The organism is uncultured Campylobacter sp. (assembly GCF_938015785.1).
In the GTDB taxonomy this organism is placed as follows: Bacteria; Campylobacterota; Campylobacteria; order Campylobacterales; family Campylobacteraceae; genus Campylobacter_B.
The window spans coordinates 1-15,410 of sequence record NZ_CALLWC010000008.1; the positions used below are offsets into that span (position 1 = coordinate 1).

Below are 15,410 nucleotides of genomic sequence, written 5' to 3' on the forward strand. Positions count from 1 at the left end.
CAACTTGGTGAAGTTGCTGAATACCGTGGTTTGAAATCTTTCTATAACTTGTCAAAATAATTCAGCTATAATATGAATCGGCTAGTTCTGCTAGCCGATTTTTTCTTTAATAATATTGGTAACTTTTAGGAGGGCGATATGCAAAATTTAGAACAAAATCAAATTCCCGCCGCCGAGCGAGGATTTTTTAACCTAATGTCGCTAGCCATCATCGCTCTCGTGGCACTCCCGGTCGGCATAGCCTGTTTGATACTGGGCTTTGGTATGGGAGATAGCCCGTGCGTGATGTGCTGGTCGGAGAGGATCACGATGATAGCCATCAGTCTTATCGCGCTTTTTATCCTTAGATACGGTCTAAGACCCGGCTACGTCGCGGCGCTTTTACTGATGGCTTGTTGGGGGATGTTCAACGGCTTTATCCATTATAGCCTTGATGGGACGTTCGGCGGCTATCTCGACATAAAGCAGGGTTTCGGGCTTGAAATTTTAGGTGCGCACACGCAGCTTTGGGTCATCGTCGTAGATTTTTGCGTAATCGCGTTTTTGGCGGTCATATTTTTATGCAGCAAAAATTTAGGCGAGATAATGCAAAAAAGCACAGGCGGCGAATACGGCGAGTTTTTGCGCTATCTGCCTCTGGGCAAAATTGCAAATTTAATCTTCATCGTCATCATCGCCGCAAATTGCGCACAGGCCTTCATCGTCTCAGGCCCGCCGCCGTATCTGGGCTCTAGCACGCCGGCTAGGCTAAGTCTTGATCCCGCCAAATGGTTTTGGGAAAAAGATCACTGGCAAAGTGCACTTGATTTTAGATTCGATTGGAATCCGGAGCTTCCGGATCTGCCAAACTAAGGAGCAAAAAGATGAAAAAGCTGATGATTTTTACGGCGCTAGCGGCTCTGGCGTTTGGGTTTGAGTTTAATCTCGATAGCAAAGCGGGCGCGCTCGAGGGCGTGAAGGAGCTCGGCGCGCCGAGTGCGGAAGTGAGTTTAAGCTTGCAAAACGACGCGCCGATTACGGGAGCGGACTACGACGCAGATAAAAAGCAGTTCGCGCTGGTTTCTAAAAATAACGAATTTTACGTTGCGGACGAAAATTTAAAGCCGCTTAGATACGGCAAGCACGATCGCCACTTTATAATGGAGATGGAGGCGACCGTGGGTGCTGCGTGGTACAAAAACGAGCTCGGCATGATAAGCTTTAATAAAACTTTCGTATTTTATGAGCCTACGGACGGGCTTAGTGCAGAGGAACAAAATAGCCAGTGGAGGCACTTGAGCGAGGGCTGGGATAAATGGAAGCTAAACGATCTTAGCAACAAAGGGCGCTTCTCCACGCTTCGAGCGAAGCAGCAATATATCCTCGGCTGGGATTACGACGCGGCTGCGAATAAATTTATCGTTGCGTCCGTACCTAGCGACGTGAGGGACTATTGGAGCATAGCGGTATTTGACGGCGACGATAAGATGATTTTGGAGGAATTTATTCCGCAAATCGGCTCAAATTTAAAGCTAAAAGAGGGCAGGAGCCTAGGCGAATACTATGTCACGGGCATAGACGCTCAGCCTGACGCAGTTTATCTTTTGAGTAAAAATTTCTCGACCATTTTAAAGCTAAATTTGCAAACTCACAAGATTGAGGATGCATATAGCTTTAGCGGAGCGGCAAACGCAAGGGCGCTTGCGGTGAAGGACGGCAAATTTTATGTTTTTTCGCGCGAAGGCAAAGAAAATAAAGTTTTCATATACGATATGAAGTAAAGCCCACATTTAAGGAGAAGAGATGCAAAGACGTTCTTTCTTAAAAGGCGCGGGAGCGGCTCTAGCTACGGCGGGAACCTCTCCAAGCCTATTTGGTATGGAGCAGTTTGAGGTGGATTTTAAACCAAAATCCTATAAAAACGAGCAGGGCGTAGAGTATCACTATCTCACCTGTCCTAGAAACTGCCGCGACGCCTGTTCGATGATCGCAGAGATCAAAGACGGTAAGATGGTTAGAATCAAGGGCGATCCGAAGCACCCTCTAACGCAAGGCACGGTCTGCGTCAAAGGTCATACTTACGCAATGCATCTATACAACGCCGATCGCATAATGTATCCAATGAAGCGCGTCGGTAAAAAGTGTGAGGTTAAATGGGAGCGCATCAGCTGGGATCAAGCGCTAAAAGAGATAGCCGCGAAGCTTACCGAGATCAAGGCAAAATACGGTGGCGAGGCGCTGACGGAATTTGTCTATTCGGGCAACGAGGGGCATATCTCAAAGACGATCGCGCCGGGAAATTTCTTTGAAAAATACGGCGCTACGAGGCTTGTGCGTAATCCATGCGACTGGCCGCGCTATGCGGGTACGCCGAGCGTCATCGGCACGGATTTTTCAAAAGACGCGCTAGAAGTCGATGAGAGCGATATGTATATCAGCTGGGGCTCAAACGAAGCCTACACGGCGGTGCACTGGATTAGATTTGCCCACCGCGTCAAAAAGCGAGGCGGCAAGATCATCGTCATAAATACGATCAGAATTCCGCTCGCAAACCAGGCCGATATGTTTATCCAGCTAAAGCCTTCAAGCGATCCGGCATTTTGTCTAGCGGTCTGCAAATTTTTGATAGAAGAAGATCTATATGATCATGAATTCGTAGAAAAATATACAACCGGCTTTGAAGATCTAGTACATGAGTGCTCACTCTACACTTATGGCGAACTATCTGAAATGTGCGGAGCAAGCGTCGATCAGATCAAAGTCTTTGCGCGAGAATACGCCCACGCCAAAGCGCCTGCCATTATGCACGGCGACGGCGGGCAAAGGCACTTTAACGGCGCAAGGCTCGTGCGAGCGGTTACTTTCTTGCCGGTACTTACGGGTTGCCTTACAAAACTTGGCGGCGGATTATTCTGGGCTTACGTGCACGTAAAGGGCTGCTTTAACTTCGATAACTGCATGCCAGATCTTTCGCCGAAAGACGCGGAAGGCAAAAAGATAGAGCGCCAGCAAATAAGCTATATAGAATTTGGTAAAGGTATCCAAAAGGAAAATCCGACCTATCTAGGCAAGCCGATAAATACGGTAATTCGAGCCTGTATCAACTATAACTCAAATTTGATGGTAACGGCGCCGAATACGAATTTAATCAAAAAACGCGTGATGGACGACGATTTTTTCTTGGTAGTCATCGATCCTTACGATACCGACACCTGCGATTACGCTGACTACGTATTGCCGGGCGTTACTTTTATGGAGAGTGAGGACATTCAAAACGATCAAATTTCGGGCTACGTCTGCTACAACGCCCAAAGCGTCAAGCCGCTGGGCGAAGCCAAGACGAATTTGGAATTTTTTAACGCTCTAGCCAAGGCGATGGGATATACCGAGGAGTGCTTCGATTGGGATAGCGAGACGGTTTGCAGGCGGTTTTTGGATACGGAATTTGCCAAAAAGCAAAACATCACCTACGAAAAACTAAAAAGCGTAGGCTGGATCAAGCCGTTTAGAACGCCTGAGACGATGAAAGATCAGTTCCCTTACTACCCTTATGCGCCGAAGGACAAGCTGGTATTCGGCACTAAAAGCGGCAAGTGCGAGCTTTACTCCGAAGCTTTCAAGGACGCAGGCTATCATCCGGTGATCGATCTTGACGACGATTGGGATTACTACGAAAGGCATAAAAATTTCGGCAAAGATTATCTGAAAAAGTATCCGCTTTATTTTATGACGCCGGGCACGCAGCTTCAGGACAACTCAAACTGGGGCAATATGCCTTACATCCTAAAACGCGTCATCGTAAAGGGTAACGCCGAGCTATTTATGACGCGCGAGGATATGCTGGCGCGCGGTATCAAAGAGGGCGATACGGTTGAGGCCACGAATGAAAAGGGCACGGCGGTATTTACGGCGGTTGAGTCTAATCAGATGCAGCCTGGAATCGTTTATGCATGGAATAATATCTGGGTTAAAGTCACCAAATCTCGCACGGGAGCAAACATCCTTTGCTCGGACGGAGTGAGCGATTTGGGTAACGGATCGACCTATACTGCAAGCTTTTGTGAAGTAAAAAAAGCTGCGCAGCAGATGCAAGGTTGAGGTGCGCTTGTCTTGCGGACTTATACGTCGTTGGTTTTAAAATTTCAATGCTCACGCACGCTTTAGTGCGCTCCGCTTGAAATTCCAAAAACCGCCTAGTCTAAGTCGCGCAATACTTCGCGATTAATGTTTAAATTTTAGGCGATACGGAGCTTAAAAGCAAGAAAATACGACGCGACCGAAAGTCGTGTCGTGCTCTAGGCGGGTGCAGGAAGCGCTTGCGCTTCCGCTCGTAGGGCGACTTTGTTCGCCCGAGAAGTAAAGGAAGAAAAAATGAAACGAAAACAAGGATTTTTATTTGATTACAACTTTTGCATAGGTTGTAAGGCGTGTGAAATTTCATGTCAGGTCTATCATAACCAAGATCCCGACATCAACTGGCGCCACGTCGATATGGTGCTCATCCATGAAGACGAGATCGAAAAGGAAATTTTCATCTCGCATTCGTGCCATCATTGTGAAGAGCCTGCGTGTATGGATGTTTGTCCCGTGGGAGCTTACATTAAACTCGAAAACGGCATCGTTCAGCCGCTGCACGATAAATGCATCGGCTGCGGATACTGCATCGTAGCCTGTCCTTACGGATCGATAACCAAAGGCAAAGATGGCAAAGCGCAAAAGTGCAATCTCTGCGCCGAGAAGCTCGAGCGCGGCGAGGAGCCTGCGTGCGTAGCGGGCTGTCCTTGCGACGTGCTAAAGCTAGTCGACGCGGGCGTGAGCGATAGCGCGGGGATGGAGAAAGAGATGCCGGGCTTTAAGCGCTTTTTTACGAAGCCGAATATCCGCTTCTATCCTCGCATGAAGCTCAACGAGTTTATCCACTAAGGATAAAAAGATGCGTAATTTAAAGCAGAGCCTTTGCGTCGAGGACTTTTTGAGGCAGGTATTTTTGCTGCCTCTTACCGGTGAAAATTTGGACGAGCTTTTAAATTTGACGCAGGATTTTGCGCCTAAGCTTAAAGAGCATAAATTTATCCTCGAATTTGCCGAATGCAAAAGCGAGCCAAGCTTAATTGATGAAATTCGCTACGAATTCAATAGGCTCTTCGTAGGTCCTAAGCGCCCCAAAGCCGAGCCTTACGAGTCGGTGTATTTCGACTATCAAACGATGTTCGGGGCAAAGACGATGCAGGTGCGAAGCTTTTACGAGAGCTCTGGGCTAAAACTCGAGGATGCGCAGCTTGATAAATTTCCCGACGATTTCATCGGGTACGAGTTGCAATATCTTTATTTTTTAAGTTTTAGCGCGCTAAAAGCGGAGGATGAGGCTAAATTTAACGAATTTTTGCGTAAAAAGGCGGAATTTATCGCCGCTCATCCGTCGCAGTGGTTTTACAAATTTACCGCTCGTTGCGACGAGCACGCAAATTTAGACGTTTGGAAGAGTTTCGGGAGCTTTTTAAATCTCTACTTAAATAGCGAGATGGATGCGCTGAAAAGTGCGCTAAAAGATCCTGAAATTTTTAAAAATTTAAAGGAATGACAATGGTACAGACGACTTGGGGATGGCTCATAGTCATCTATCTATTTTTAGGCGGTTTAGGCGCCGGGGCGTTTTTGTGCTCGGCTTTGGCTTACAAGGGCTTTTTGGGCTCTTTAAACGAGAGGTTTTATAAATTCGGCTTCCTGCTAGCGCCCGTTGCGGTGATAGCGGGAACGGCGCTTTTGCTATTTGACTTGGCGCCGAGCGCTGCGATAAATCCTCTTAAAATTTTACAGCTCTACACGCGTCCGGTATCGATGATGAGCATAGGTACGTATCTACTTACGTTTTTCATCGTGGTTAGCGTTTTAGTGCTTTTGCAGATCAAAAAGAACGGTAAAATTTGCGATATGATGCTCACGCTCGGAGCTATTTTGGCGCTTGGAGTGATGGGATATACGGGGCTACTGCTTTACGTCGTAAAGGCGATCCCGCTTTGGGCTAGCGTATGGCTGCCGATTTTATTTACGATCTCCGCGATCTCCACGGGGCTTAGTGCAAATGCCGCCGCTACGCTAAATGCAGGGCACAGGCTAAGCCACTGCGCGCATAAATTTCACGTCGTATTAGTCGCACTTGAGATCGTTGCGGTACTAGCGCTATTTGCTAGCGTAAGAAGCGAGGCTGCGGGTATGGCTAGCGTAACTAAGATAGTCAGCGGCTCGCTTGCACCGATGTTTTGGATAGGCTTTGTTGTGTTTGGGCTTACTATGCCGCTGCTCGGCGGAAGCAAATTTATGCTTCGCAGCTGCAGCGTGAATGCGGACGGTAGCATCTGCGCGCACAGCGGCGAGGAGGTAAAAAGCTGTGTTTATAACGAATACGGCGTGCTTGTGGGCGGATTTTGCCTAAGAGCGTTTATCGTGCTCGGCGCGGTCTATATATTTTAGGTCATTAAGGTAAAGCTTTATTGCTTTACCTTAAAATATGCTAGTTAAATTTTTGACCAAATAGCCAAGTGTTTTGATCTTCGCTAATTTGGAGTATTACTTTTGATTCTATGAATTTTTTATCTTCATCATTTAATATACCTGTATCGTCATTTAATATCTCATTAAATGAAGTATCTCCTATATTTACAAAATACTGCAAATTGTTATCTCTAACCTCGTCTAATATGATCTTGAATATGGTGGCTTTTTGCCTTTTGTCCATTTCTGAAAATAGCTCGCCATCATGTGCTAAAAAACCTAAGATATTAGGATTTAATGTATAAAGCAACATGTCATAACAAAAGGTCTTCACATTTCCGATAGATAAAGAACCGTCTTTAGGAATTTCCACATCTATATTAAACAAATTTTTTGCATTTTGAGTCATTGTGATTTTAAGAGAGCCTCCGTTGTTGTTATAAAATTTTTTAACGATATCTCTAAATTTGTTTTCTATAGCATCAAGCTTAAGCTTATTGTCCTCTATATATTTAATTGTATCCTTTTTGATTTCTGCTATTTTATAGTCGATATTGGTCTTATCTTTTTGAAAATTCTCTAAAGTTACGCTATAAATTTCTAAGTCTTTTTTTTCTTTTTCTAGCGTCAATATCCTGTCTTTCAATACATCCCGCTCTTCTAATGCACCGCTATTTTTTAGGTCTTTTAAAAGTTGGTCTCTTTGATCCCCTATCATATCTCTATCGTGTTCTAGCTCTTTTAGCCTTTGACGTATCTCATCTATTTCTGCCGAGATTCTATCTTTTCTACTTTTCGCTAATTGATTATGAAAGGCTTGAGCTTCATTGAGCCTTTTAAAAACTTTATCTTCAAAAAATATTTTAGCTTCATCATAGATATTTTTTATCTCTTCTAGGTCTATACTTATATTTTCGGACGTGAGTAAATTTGTCTCTTTTATCGCCATATTTGTTTGGAGTTTATAAATTTCATTTCTAATATTATTTAAATTTCCAGTCAAAGAATTTGCACGCTCTTTTAATTCATTATAGTTTTTAGCTACAATAAATCGATTTAAATTCTCCTGCGTACTTAGTATCTCATCCTCTATATCTTTGATATTTCTTTTTGGTGCTTGTTTTTCATATTTTTCTAGTTCTGTCTTGGCGTCATTTAAACTCTTTAGTGCATTTTTTAGCTTGTAATTTTCCTCTTGCAACTTTATATCCATACCCAACAAAAAAAGATTAACAAGTCTTTGATTGTAATCATTTATATCCATGCCTTGCTGTCTTAACGTATCATAATATCCGCTTCTTCTGGCAAAACAATTAAATACCTGTCTAAAAGAAATTTTATTAGATTTTATTGTTTGACTAAAAATGTTATTTAGTTCGGTTGCATAAGTTTTTTGATTGTATTTCTTATCATTTATATTCCACTTATTCTCTCCAAATTTTTTCTCTACCGTATAGTTTTTATTACCATGTATAAAACTTAAACTAAATTTTCCATAGTCTTTTAAAAAATCTTTCATTTTTTGCGAAACTGTTGCATTTAGCATATAGTGAAGCATTTCTAATGACAAGCTTTTGCCTATGCCATTTACTGTATCTTTTTGATCGTGGTTTAGCTGTTTTCCTACTACTATGTTTAGATCTTTATTAAATTTTAAAGCTTTAAATCTTGGATTATCGCAAATTAAGCTCAATAATATCATTATCGCTCCTTATTTTGCCGATTATAAATAAAAAATCTATACACAAAAGCATTTTTTCAATAGTAATTTCTTTAAAGTAAACTCCATTTAGCTCTCTAAGTAGATCGTCTGTATTAATACTGCCATTTTTTAAAATTTTAAGTATATATGCAGATATGCTAATTATTGAATCAACTGGTTTAACTATTTTAGTCGGCATTATCATTTTTTGCACCTATATCACAAATTTCAAAGAAATAACTAATAATTATCCGAGTTATGTTTGTTTCATTAAAATCTTTTACATCAAAGTAGCTTGTAATCTCATTATATAGCTCGATAAATATTTTATTAAAGTCTAAAGAATTATAAAAATCATAGTGTAGTTCATCGACACCTTTTATTTCTATGTTGCCAACATTAGTATTTACCCCTTTGATATGTTTTAACAATATCACCCTATATATTTCATGTACTATAAAGTCCTGCAAATCAGACATTGTTATATCGTCATTGAGCTTTTCTATGCTATCTCTATAATCTAATCCGCGCCTAATTTCAACACTTATTCTTTCGTTGAGATGATTTATCTCTAGTTTTTTACCGACTTCTTTCGCATTGTTAAAATCATCTAAAAAATTGATATCTCTTTTTCGGTATTGCCTTAAGATATGCTTGATTACTAAATTTAAAACCATCTCTGTTGTATAGTTTTTTAAAATTTGGGTATCAAAAAAATTATAAGTTTTTTCCAGTTTTGTTTGCTCTAGATTGTTGATATCTTTTAATAAGTCTTTTGTATCTATTAGACATTTTTCAACATCTATACTATATTTGTTTCTCCATTCATCAAAACTACTATCACGCAGACTAGGTTTGTCTAACAAATATAAGATTTTGATTTTAAAATCCGGTTTTGTTTCTAAAATTTTAAGAGTATTATCTATTTTTGCTTTTATTTTTGTCGAAGTAACTTGGATAAAAATTTTATTTTTATCATCTACTAGGTCAATATACTCTGCATTTTTATTGTCGGCATTGGCATTTTCAAGATCATATCCATATATAACGTTTAGCATATCTCTGTAGAGATTTTCGGAATATATATTCAGAGAGTAATCATTTAAAACCTGTCTTTGTTCTATTTGATATCTAGTTAAAGCAATACCTTGATTTATACTTTTTATCAAATTTTCTCGATTCATATTGCTCCTTTGCATTTTCATTATATAGAATTTTGACTAAAAATATTGTAAAGAATAAGAAATATACAAAATATAACCTTCATTGTTATAAAGTGGTATTGTTGTATAAAATTCTTTATTTTAATGTATAAAGCCGCCAAAGACGGCTTAAATTTCACCTCTGGAAAATAAAAATTTTATTCACGCCGCCTTCTCTGGACGCGACGTAGAATTTACCCTCTTTGATAGCGATCGCATGGGCATCGCTCGCGCCTTCAAAGCTATAAATCTCCACGATCTTTCTGCTGCGCGGATCAAGCTTTAGGATGCTTGAGTATTGCTTCGAGAGTAGATAAACAAACTCGCCGCTCGCATCCATACCCGTGATATAGTAGTCGTTTATATCCCTGCCGTCCTTTACGCCGAGAGCCTCATCGAAGCTCGGCACGAACTCGCTCGAGAGCAGATTGTCGGCATCGCTAAAGCTCGCTACGCTCCAGCTTGCTTTGATGTCGTCGGGTACGCTAGCGACGAAAAACTCGCCGTAGAAATCCGAGTGATCCCACGAAAGGATGAACTGCTGCTTAGCGCGCACGGTGGAGTAGCGGTCCTTGAAGTCGAGCGTGAAATTTTCGTATCCGTCGTGCAGATAGCGCCACGCTTTGTTTGCTTCCTCTTTGCTTTGGTTCGGTGCAGGCTTGAAAAACTCATAGGTTTTATTATAGCTCATGAGCCCTACCGAGCCTTTAAAAAAACTCGCCGCGACAGTTTCTTCCATCTGCATTATCCAATCGGGCGTGCTTCGTAGATAGCTTTTTACGGTTTTTAGCTCGCCGTCCATTTCGTAGAGCTCGAATTTTAGCGTGCCGAGCAAGAAGCTTCCGCTCGCCGCGTCGTAGTCAAGCCCCGTGACGGGATTATTGTTGTTTAAATTTAGCGTTATCTCGCCGCTTTTGCGTAGAGGCGTTAAATTTGTCACTGCGCCATCCGCAGGATTTAGATTAAACTCACCGCCAAACGCCAGTGTGGCGCACAATAGGGTTAAATTTAGAAATCTTTTCATCTTCAGCCTCACTTCGGTAAATTCGGTAGTTTTGGATTCCAGCTTTCGCGAAAATCAATTTCGGTTTCTTCCCAGTGATCAAGCTCCCAAAACCACTTTGACGGATCGATGCTCATGCGCGAAGGCGTCGCGGAGGCTAGATAGGGCGGCGGGCCTGCGGTGATAAAGGCCTGCACGCAGTTAAAAGCCATAATGATCGCAAAGACCGCAACTGCAACTTTGCCTAGCGCAAATTTGGGTAAAACCGCGCCGTATGCGCCCTCTTCGCTTTTTTGCATTATTTTACCTACGTTTTTGCCTAGCAGCAAAATCACGCCCAAAAATATAATGACGCAAAAATGCACCACTACGACCCAAAACTGCGTGTGCGCGCCTAAAATTTCGAGCCCGAAGCCCTGCTTTATGTCGAGGTATCCTCCGCCCGTGCCGTCTAGGCTGTAATGCAAAAAGCCGTCGTATAGCCCAAGGCATGCTAAAAAGAGGATTACGGCTAGGTATTTGACAGCAAATCCGTATCTAACGATCAGCAAAGCCACGAATGAGATCGCTACCATGCAAAATCTCTCGTGCCAGCACATGATGCAGGGACTATCGCCCATACCAAAGCCCAAAACAAGGCATGCGATACCTACGGGCAAAGCGATGAGAGCGAGTGCCGCGAGGGCGAAAAGATTGAAAAATCGCTTTTCATCTTCGCCCCAGCTCGGCAAATTTTCGGAGCCGTTCGCGAAATTTTGATTTTCCATTACTCGCTCCTAAAAATTTCCCATAGGCACGACGGCAAATTTATTCACCCACGCCATCATGATGACGAGTATAGCGATACCCGCGATACCAAAGCCCATAACTGCGCGCTTTTTCTCAGGTCTAAACCACAACAAAAGGCCCGCGACGAGAAACATCAGAACCATTAAAAATTCCATATTTTCTCCTTTCTTACTGAAATTTAATATCGTAAAAATATTACTATTTTGCTTATTAGACGCATATTAAAAATTGTGTTTTTATCAGTGTAAATAAATTTTTTATGAAATTTTATGATACTAAAATAGCTATTTTTAAGAAAATTTTTTCTATTTTAGCTTGATTTAAATTTATTTAAAAAGTTTCGATTGACTTGATTTTGCCTATGCGGGTCGCGTGATAAAACGCCACACGATTGAAATTATAAAATTTAGCAACAAGATGGGCAATGACTTTTAGCGTAGCAGCAAGCGAGTGGGGGCAGTTATCGTTACGGTATAGGCGCGCTTTCTTGTAGTGTGATACCCCCTTACAGCGTGTTAGCCATACTGCACGCAACTATTCTCTTGTGTCTTGGTTACCCCTCTTATGACGTGCCTATTTTTCTACCAGGCGTTTGTTTCTGTCGCGGATGCTACTTTATTGCGTAGTTATTTCGGCTTACGCTCGACATAAAATTTTTAAGATTGCCGAAGCTCATCCAAGCCGACTGTTTTAATTTTACCTGCTTCTTAGCCTCGAAGCCTCTGCGCGTGAGCTTTAGGCGGCATGCCGAATATCCTCGCGTACTCCCTACTGAATTGCGACAGGCTTTCGTATCCGACGTCAAAGGCCGCTTGAGAAGCCGTGCTATCGCTATTTTGCAAGATATATCTAGCTTCCTGCAGTCTAATGCGCTTTTGAAAATCAAGTGGGCTTAGCGCGGTAATTTTTTTGAAATTATGGTAAAACGACGACGGACTAATGCCGAGCTCGGCCGCCAACTCGCGCATGTTGATCGGCTCTTTGAAGCGGCTTTTAATTTCCCTCATTGCGCGCGCGATGGAGTTTTCCGTCGTGCCCTGCATAACGAAGCGGCTGAGAAATCCCCCGGCGCCGCTCAAGATCAGCGTGTATAAAATTTCTTTTATCGCTAGCCGCCCGAGGTGCTTTAGGCTCGCAGGCTCCCGCCGTAGCAAAGAGATGAGCCTAGAAACGGCGTCCGCGATCTCGTAGCTCATATCGCCGAAGTATAGGCTGCTTTCAAGTCTGCCCGCGCGGCTCTGCCTCTCTATCACCTTTAGCGCTTCAAGAATGTCCTCGCTTTGAAATTTAATGCTTACCGATAGAAGCGGGTAGTGCTCTACTCGCCCCAAAGCGGCAGGCCGTTTGCGCAAAGTAGGAATTTTTGCGTGTCGTAGCGATACTGCTTGCCGCTAAATTCTACCATTTTGCCGCCGCGCAGACACAAGCACGCGCTGGGCTCATAGATCGTCGCGTGAAGTCCGGGCTTTCTTTGACGGTAGAATCTAGCGTTTCTATAGGCGTCTGAACGTATCCATAGGCGAGATACAGCTCGCCGGTGATCTTTGCGGCGTCTTTTAAAATTTTATCTGCTTTGTTCATCTAAGCTCCTTTAAATTTACGCAGGTTATACTTAAATTTGCACGATTAGGCAAGGAATTTACAGTATCGTGCTACCGCAAAATTTTAAAAAAGGCTATAATTTGACCAACTTTATTTCAAGGAGATAAGATGACAAATTTTAGTTTTTGCAACCCCGTGAGGATAGAATTTGGCAAGGGTAAAGAGGAGCATATCGGGCAGTATATGAAGGAATCGGGCGCGAAAAAAGCTCTCGTACTATACGGCAGCGAGCGCGTGCGAAAGAGCGGTCTGATGGGCGTCGTGGAGAGCAGCTTAAAGGCAAGCGGTATAGAATTTACGCAGCTTGGCGGCATAAAATCAAATCCCGTGCTAAGCAAGGTAAACGAAGCGATCAAGCTCGCTAAAGAATTCGGCGCCGATAGCGTGCTTGCTGTGGGTGGCGGAAGCGTGCTGGATTCCGCAAAAGCCGTAGCCGCAGGCGCCTGCTACGAGGGAGACGTGTGGGATTTTTTCATCGGCAAAAGTCCGAGCGCCGCGCTTAAAATTTTTGACATCATCACCCTTGCCGCGACAGGCTCGGAGATGAACTGCGGCGGCGTGGTAACTAAGGAGCAGACCAAGCAAAAATACGCAATCAGCGCGCCGTGTCTATACCCGAAGGTCTCGGTCATAAACCCGCAGCTGCAAGCAACCGTCAGCCGCGAGTATCTCGTATATAGCGCGAGCGACATCATCGCGCACAGCATCGAGGGGTATTTTACCGCTAGCGTCCATCCGGATATCGTACGAGCCTATATCGAAGCCAATATCAAAACCGTCATACGCACGACTGAAGCTCTGCTCGCAGATCCGAGCGATTACGACGCGCGCGCCGAGTTTGCGTGGGCTGCGACTATGGCGCTAAATGGGCTAACCTACGTGGGCGTGGGCGGCTTCGGCTATCCGAATCATATGATCGAGCACGCGATGAGTGCAGTCGTGGACTGCGCGCACGGAGCCGGTCTTAGCGTGGTAATGCCTGCGTGGATGAGGTGGTATAAGGATAGGAATTTAAGCGCGTTTGAGCGTTTTGCTCGTGAAATTTTCGGCCTTAAAAGCGCAGATGAAGGCACCCTGGCACTTAAAGCGTGGTTTGATAAGATTGGTACGCCTACTAGCCTCGCGCAGCTTGGCATCGAAGGCAAGGTGCTAAATGAGGTCATAGACGTAGCCGCGACAAACGCCAAAGCGTGGAATATGGCGGAGCTTTACAGCCGCGAAAATATCGCTAAAATTCTTGAGCTGGCAAGATAAATTTAAATGGAGTAAATTGGTTTATGGCTTTAGCCTCTTGCTTTGACTTTTGATTTTCGGACGGTCGTTAAACCGTCAGAATTTATCATTTTGGATTGAGCTCTTTTAAATATTTGGCTAGCCGACTTTGCCTATTTACTTGCTAAATTTGAGAAAGCGGGCCGGTGGATATTCGCAGCTTGCTATTTTATAAATTTTGCTAAAATTCAAAAAATCAAGGAGGCACAATGAGCAAGATAGATGAAATTTGTAAGTATTTGGACGCTAAATTTAGCTCAGACGGCAAGATACAAAGCGATATAAAGGAGCTATTTGTCTACCGAGCAAGCGTGCCGACCGAGTTTTTAACCGGCGTTTACGAACCGGCGCTTTGCATGGTTTTTAAAGGCTCAAAACTAGCCAAAGTCGGTAATGATTTTTACGAGTACGACGAGCAGCGCTATCTGCTAGCCGCTACGCATATCCCAGCCGTTGCGAAGATCAAAGGCTGCCCGTATCTAGCCATAAAGATCAACTTTGAGCTAGAAGATATCTTGGGCGTGATCGAGAGTATAGGCGGCACCGAGAGCAAAAAGGGCGAGTTTGCAGGGCTAGCTCTTGGGGCGGTAGACGATGAGCTGCTTGAAGCCGTATTTAAATTTATCCGTTTGCTAGAGCGTCCAAACGATGCTAAATTTTTAGCAAAGCTCGCGATAAAGGAAATTTTATACATACTCTTAAAGGGCGAAAACGGCGATTTCCTACGCCAATACGCAATGCTAGAAACCATAGAAAACCGCGTTACGCGCGCTGCCAAAGAGATAAAATCAAACTACACCGAGGCGATAAATATCGAAAATTTAGCCAAAAAGCTCGGTATCAGCGCATCGTCGCTATATCATAACTTCAAGCGTATCACGACGCTTAGTCCGCTTCAATTTCAAAAAAAGATCCGTCTCGAAGAGGCAAAAAAACTCTTATTAAATCAAAATTTAGACGCCGCAGAGGCCGCATTTGCCGTCGGTTACGCGAGCCCTTCGCAGTTTAATAGAGAGTACTCCAGGATGTTTGGCATGCCTTCTAAGGCGCACGTCTTAGCCATAACGGGCGCTTAAATTTAGTACGGGCAGGCCTGCTGCTCCTCTTGTTGATTTTATCTCCCAAGCTTCTTTTATCTAAATTTACATTTTTGACCCACCATAACTACAAATTTTGATCTAAATTTTGCATTTTTTATAAAATTTGCAGAAATAGGCAATGATTTTGCAGGATCGTTCTACCGCCTATTTTCTAAAACTGTTATAATCATTTCAGTTTAAAAATCAAAATTACAAGGAGTAAAAATGCAGTATTTAATCTTAAACGACGGCAACAAAATGCCGATTTTAGGCTACGGCGTGTATCAGGT

17 protein-coding genes are annotated in these 15,410 nt (G+C 43.3%); 8 read left to right on the forward strand and 9 right to left on the reverse strand.

All coding sequences use genetic code 11. From position 1 onward, the window contains the following. Window positions 1–138 precede the first annotated feature (138 nt). The 6 genes from Q0393_RS00430 to nrfD all read left to right on the forward strand — a co-directional run bounded on the left by Q0393_RS00430 (window position 139) and on the right by nrfD (window position 6,450). Window positions 139–852 (forward strand): disulfide bond formation protein B, encoded by a 714-nt coding sequence (locus Q0393_RS00430; protein ID WP_298977081.1) that lies wholly within the window; start codon window positions 139–141, stop codon window positions 850–852. Between the two features lie 11 nt (window positions 853–863). Further along, the gene (locus Q0393_RS00435; RefSeq protein ID WP_298977083.1) at window positions 864–1,760 is read left to right on the forward strand and encodes a hypothetical protein; all 897 of its coding nucleotides are present in this window, start codon (window positions 864–866) and stop codon (window positions 1,758–1,760) included. 22 nt (window positions 1,761–1,782) lie between these two features. Beyond that, entirely contained in the window at window positions 1,783–4,077 is a 2,295-nt protein-coding gene (locus tag Q0393_RS00440) for a molybdopterin-dependent oxidoreductase (RefSeq protein WP_298977085.1), read from the forward strand. Between the two features lie 273 nt (window positions 4,078–4,350). Beyond that, window positions 4,351–4,902 (forward strand): 4Fe-4S dicluster domain-containing protein, encoded by a 552-nt coding sequence (locus tag Q0393_RS00445; RefSeq protein WP_298977086.1) that lies wholly within the window; start codon window positions 4,351–4,353, stop codon window positions 4,900–4,902. A gap of 10 nt (window positions 4,903–4,912) precedes the next feature. Further along, the gene (locus Q0393_RS00450) at window positions 4,913–5,560 is read left to right on the forward strand and encodes a molecular chaperone (protein ID WP_298977087.1); all 648 of its coding nucleotides are present in this window, start codon (window positions 4,913–4,915) and stop codon (window positions 5,558–5,560) included. 2 nt (window positions 5,561–5,562) lie between these two features. Next, on the forward strand, window positions 5,563–6,450 hold the full coding sequence (gene nrfD, locus Q0393_RS00455; RefSeq protein ID WP_298977088.1) for an NrfD/PsrC family molybdoenzyme membrane anchor subunit: 888 nt from the start codon (window positions 5,563–5,565) through the stop codon (window positions 6,448–6,450). A 40-nt stretch (window positions 6,451–6,490) separates the two neighbouring features. Here nrfD and Q0393_RS00460 read toward each other — a convergent pair whose 3' ends face one another. The 9 genes from Q0393_RS00460 to Q0393_RS00490 all read right to left on the reverse strand — a co-directional run bounded on the left by Q0393_RS00460 (window position 6,491) and on the right by Q0393_RS00490 (window position 12,748). After that, window positions 6,491–8,173 (reverse strand): DUF2326 domain-containing protein, encoded by a 1,683-nt coding sequence (locus Q0393_RS00460; protein ID WP_298977090.1) that lies wholly within the window; start codon window positions 8,171–8,173, stop codon window positions 6,491–6,493. Then, window positions 8,145–8,378: an ABC-three component system middle component 6 gene (locus Q0393_RS10720; protein ID WP_366806612.1), complete on the reverse strand. Its 234-nt coding sequence runs from the start codon at window positions 8,376–8,378 to the stop codon at window positions 8,145–8,147. Before Q0393_RS10720 ends, Q0393_RS00460 begins: the two co-directional genes overlap by 29 nt. Next, window positions 8,362–9,357 carry an SMEK domain-containing protein gene (locus Q0393_RS00465; RefSeq protein WP_298977092.1) on the reverse strand — a complete coding sequence of 332 codons (996 nt, stop codon included), beginning with the start codon at window positions 9,355–9,357 and terminating at the stop codon, window positions 8,362–8,364. The genes Q0393_RS10720 and Q0393_RS00465 overlap by 17 nt, the downstream gene beginning before the upstream one ends. 154 nt (window positions 9,358–9,511) lie before the next feature. Continuing rightward, window positions 9,512–10,399: a hypothetical protein gene (locus Q0393_RS00470; RefSeq protein ID WP_298977094.1), complete on the reverse strand. Its 888-nt coding sequence runs from the start codon at window positions 10,397–10,399 to the stop codon at window positions 9,512–9,514. A gap of 8 nt (window positions 10,400–10,407) precedes the next feature. Next, window positions 10,408–11,145 carry a disulfide bond formation protein B gene (locus Q0393_RS00475; RefSeq protein WP_295150708.1) on the reverse strand — a complete coding sequence of 246 codons (738 nt, stop codon included), beginning with the start codon at window positions 11,143–11,145 and terminating at the stop codon, window positions 10,408–10,410. Between the two features lie 9 nt (window positions 11,146–11,154). Continuing rightward, on the reverse strand, window positions 11,155–11,322 hold the full coding sequence (locus Q0393_RS00480; protein WP_295150707.1) for a hypothetical protein: 168 nt from the start codon (window positions 11,320–11,322) through the stop codon (window positions 11,155–11,157). A gap of 552 nt (window positions 11,323–11,874) precedes the next feature. Continuing rightward, window positions 11,875–12,498: a helix-turn-helix domain-containing protein gene (locus Q0393_RS00485; RefSeq protein WP_298977097.1), complete on the reverse strand. Its 624-nt coding sequence runs from the start codon at window positions 12,496–12,498 to the stop codon at window positions 11,875–11,877. After that, the gene (locus Q0393_RS10725) at window positions 12,486–12,593 is read right to left on the reverse strand and encodes a hypothetical protein (protein ID WP_297941588.1); all 108 of its coding nucleotides are present in this window, start codon (window positions 12,591–12,593) and stop codon (window positions 12,486–12,488) included. Before Q0393_RS10725 ends, Q0393_RS00485 begins: the two co-directional genes overlap by 13 nt. Next, window positions 12,566–12,748 carry a hypothetical protein gene (locus tag Q0393_RS00490; protein WP_298977099.1) on the reverse strand — a complete coding sequence of 61 codons (183 nt, stop codon included), beginning with the start codon at window positions 12,746–12,748 and terminating at the stop codon, window positions 12,566–12,568. The genes Q0393_RS10725 and Q0393_RS00490 overlap by 28 nt, the downstream gene beginning before the upstream one ends. Window positions 12,749–12,877: 129 nt before the next feature. On the opposite strand from Q0393_RS00490, the gene Q0393_RS00495 reads away from it, so the two are divergent. Both Q0393_RS00495 and Q0393_RS00500 read left to right on the forward strand, forming a co-directional pair. Continuing rightward, window positions 12,878–14,023 (forward strand): iron-containing alcohol dehydrogenase, encoded by a 1,146-nt coding sequence (locus Q0393_RS00495; RefSeq protein ID WP_298977101.1) that lies wholly within the window; start codon window positions 12,878–12,880, stop codon window positions 14,021–14,023. Window positions 14,024–14,250: 227 nt separating this feature from the next. Continuing rightward, on the forward strand, window positions 14,251–15,117 hold the full coding sequence (locus Q0393_RS00500) for an AraC family transcriptional regulator (RefSeq protein ID WP_298977103.1): 867 nt from the start codon (window positions 14,251–14,253) through the stop codon (window positions 15,115–15,117). Window positions 15,118–15,410 lie beyond the last annotated feature (293 nt).

What these genes read in the sequence shown, in the direction of transcription:
- Q0393_RS00500 (WP_298977103.1), top strand. Translation starts at nt 14,251, where the DNA reads ATGAGCAAGATAGATGAAATTTGTAAGTATTTGGACGCTAAATTTAGC.
- Q0393_RS00430 (WP_298977081.1), top strand. Translation starts at nt 139, where the DNA reads ATGCAAAATTTAGAACAAAATCAAATTCCCGCCGCCGAGCGAGGATTT.
- Q0393_RS00445 (WP_298977086.1), top strand. Translation starts at nt 4,351, where the DNA reads ATGAAACGAAAACAAGGATTTTTATTTGATTACAACTTTTGCATAGGT.
- Q0393_RS00470 (WP_298977094.1), bottom strand. Translation starts at nt 10,399, where the DNA reads ATGAAAAGATTTCTAAATTTAACCCTATTGTGCGCCACACTGGCGTTT.
- Q0393_RS00480 (WP_295150707.1), bottom strand. Translation starts at nt 11,322, where the DNA reads ATGGAATTTTTAATGGTTCTGATGTTTCTCGTCGCGGGCCTTTTGTTG.
- Q0393_RS00435 (WP_298977083.1), top strand. Translation starts at nt 864, where the DNA reads ATGAAAAAGCTGATGATTTTTACGGCGCTAGCGGCTCTGGCGTTTGGG.
- Q0393_RS00475 (WP_295150708.1), bottom strand. Translation starts at nt 11,145, where the DNA reads ATGGAAAATCAAAATTTCGCGAACGGCTCCGAAAATTTGCCGAGCTGG.
- Q0393_RS00495 (WP_298977101.1), top strand. Translation starts at nt 12,878, where the DNA reads ATGACAAATTTTAGTTTTTGCAACCCCGTGAGGATAGAATTTGGCAAG.
- Q0393_RS00440 (WP_298977085.1), top strand. Translation starts at nt 1,783, where the DNA reads ATGCAAAGACGTTCTTTCTTAAAAGGCGCGGGAGCGGCTCTAGCTACG.
- Q0393_RS00465 (WP_298977092.1), bottom strand. Translation starts at nt 9,357, where the DNA reads ATGAATCGAGAAAATTTGATAAAAAGTATAAATCAAGGTATTGCTTTA.
- Q0393_RS00450 (WP_298977087.1), top strand. Translation starts at nt 4,913, where the DNA reads ATGCGTAATTTAAAGCAGAGCCTTTGCGTCGAGGACTTTTTGAGGCAG.
- Q0393_RS00490 (WP_298977099.1), bottom strand. Translation starts at nt 12,748, where the DNA reads ATGAACAAAGCAGATAAAATTTTAAAAGACGCCGCAAAGATCACCGGC.
- Q0393_RS10720 (WP_366806612.1), bottom strand. Translation starts at nt 8,378, where the DNA reads ATGATAATGCCGACTAAAATAGTTAAACCAGTTGATTCAATAATTAGC.
- nrfD (WP_298977088.1), top strand. Translation starts at nt 5,563, where the DNA reads ATGGTACAGACGACTTGGGGATGGCTCATAGTCATCTATCTATTTTTA.
- Q0393_RS00460 (WP_298977090.1), bottom strand. Translation starts at nt 8,173, where the DNA reads ATGATATTATTGAGCTTAATTTGCGATAATCCAAGATTTAAAGCTTTA.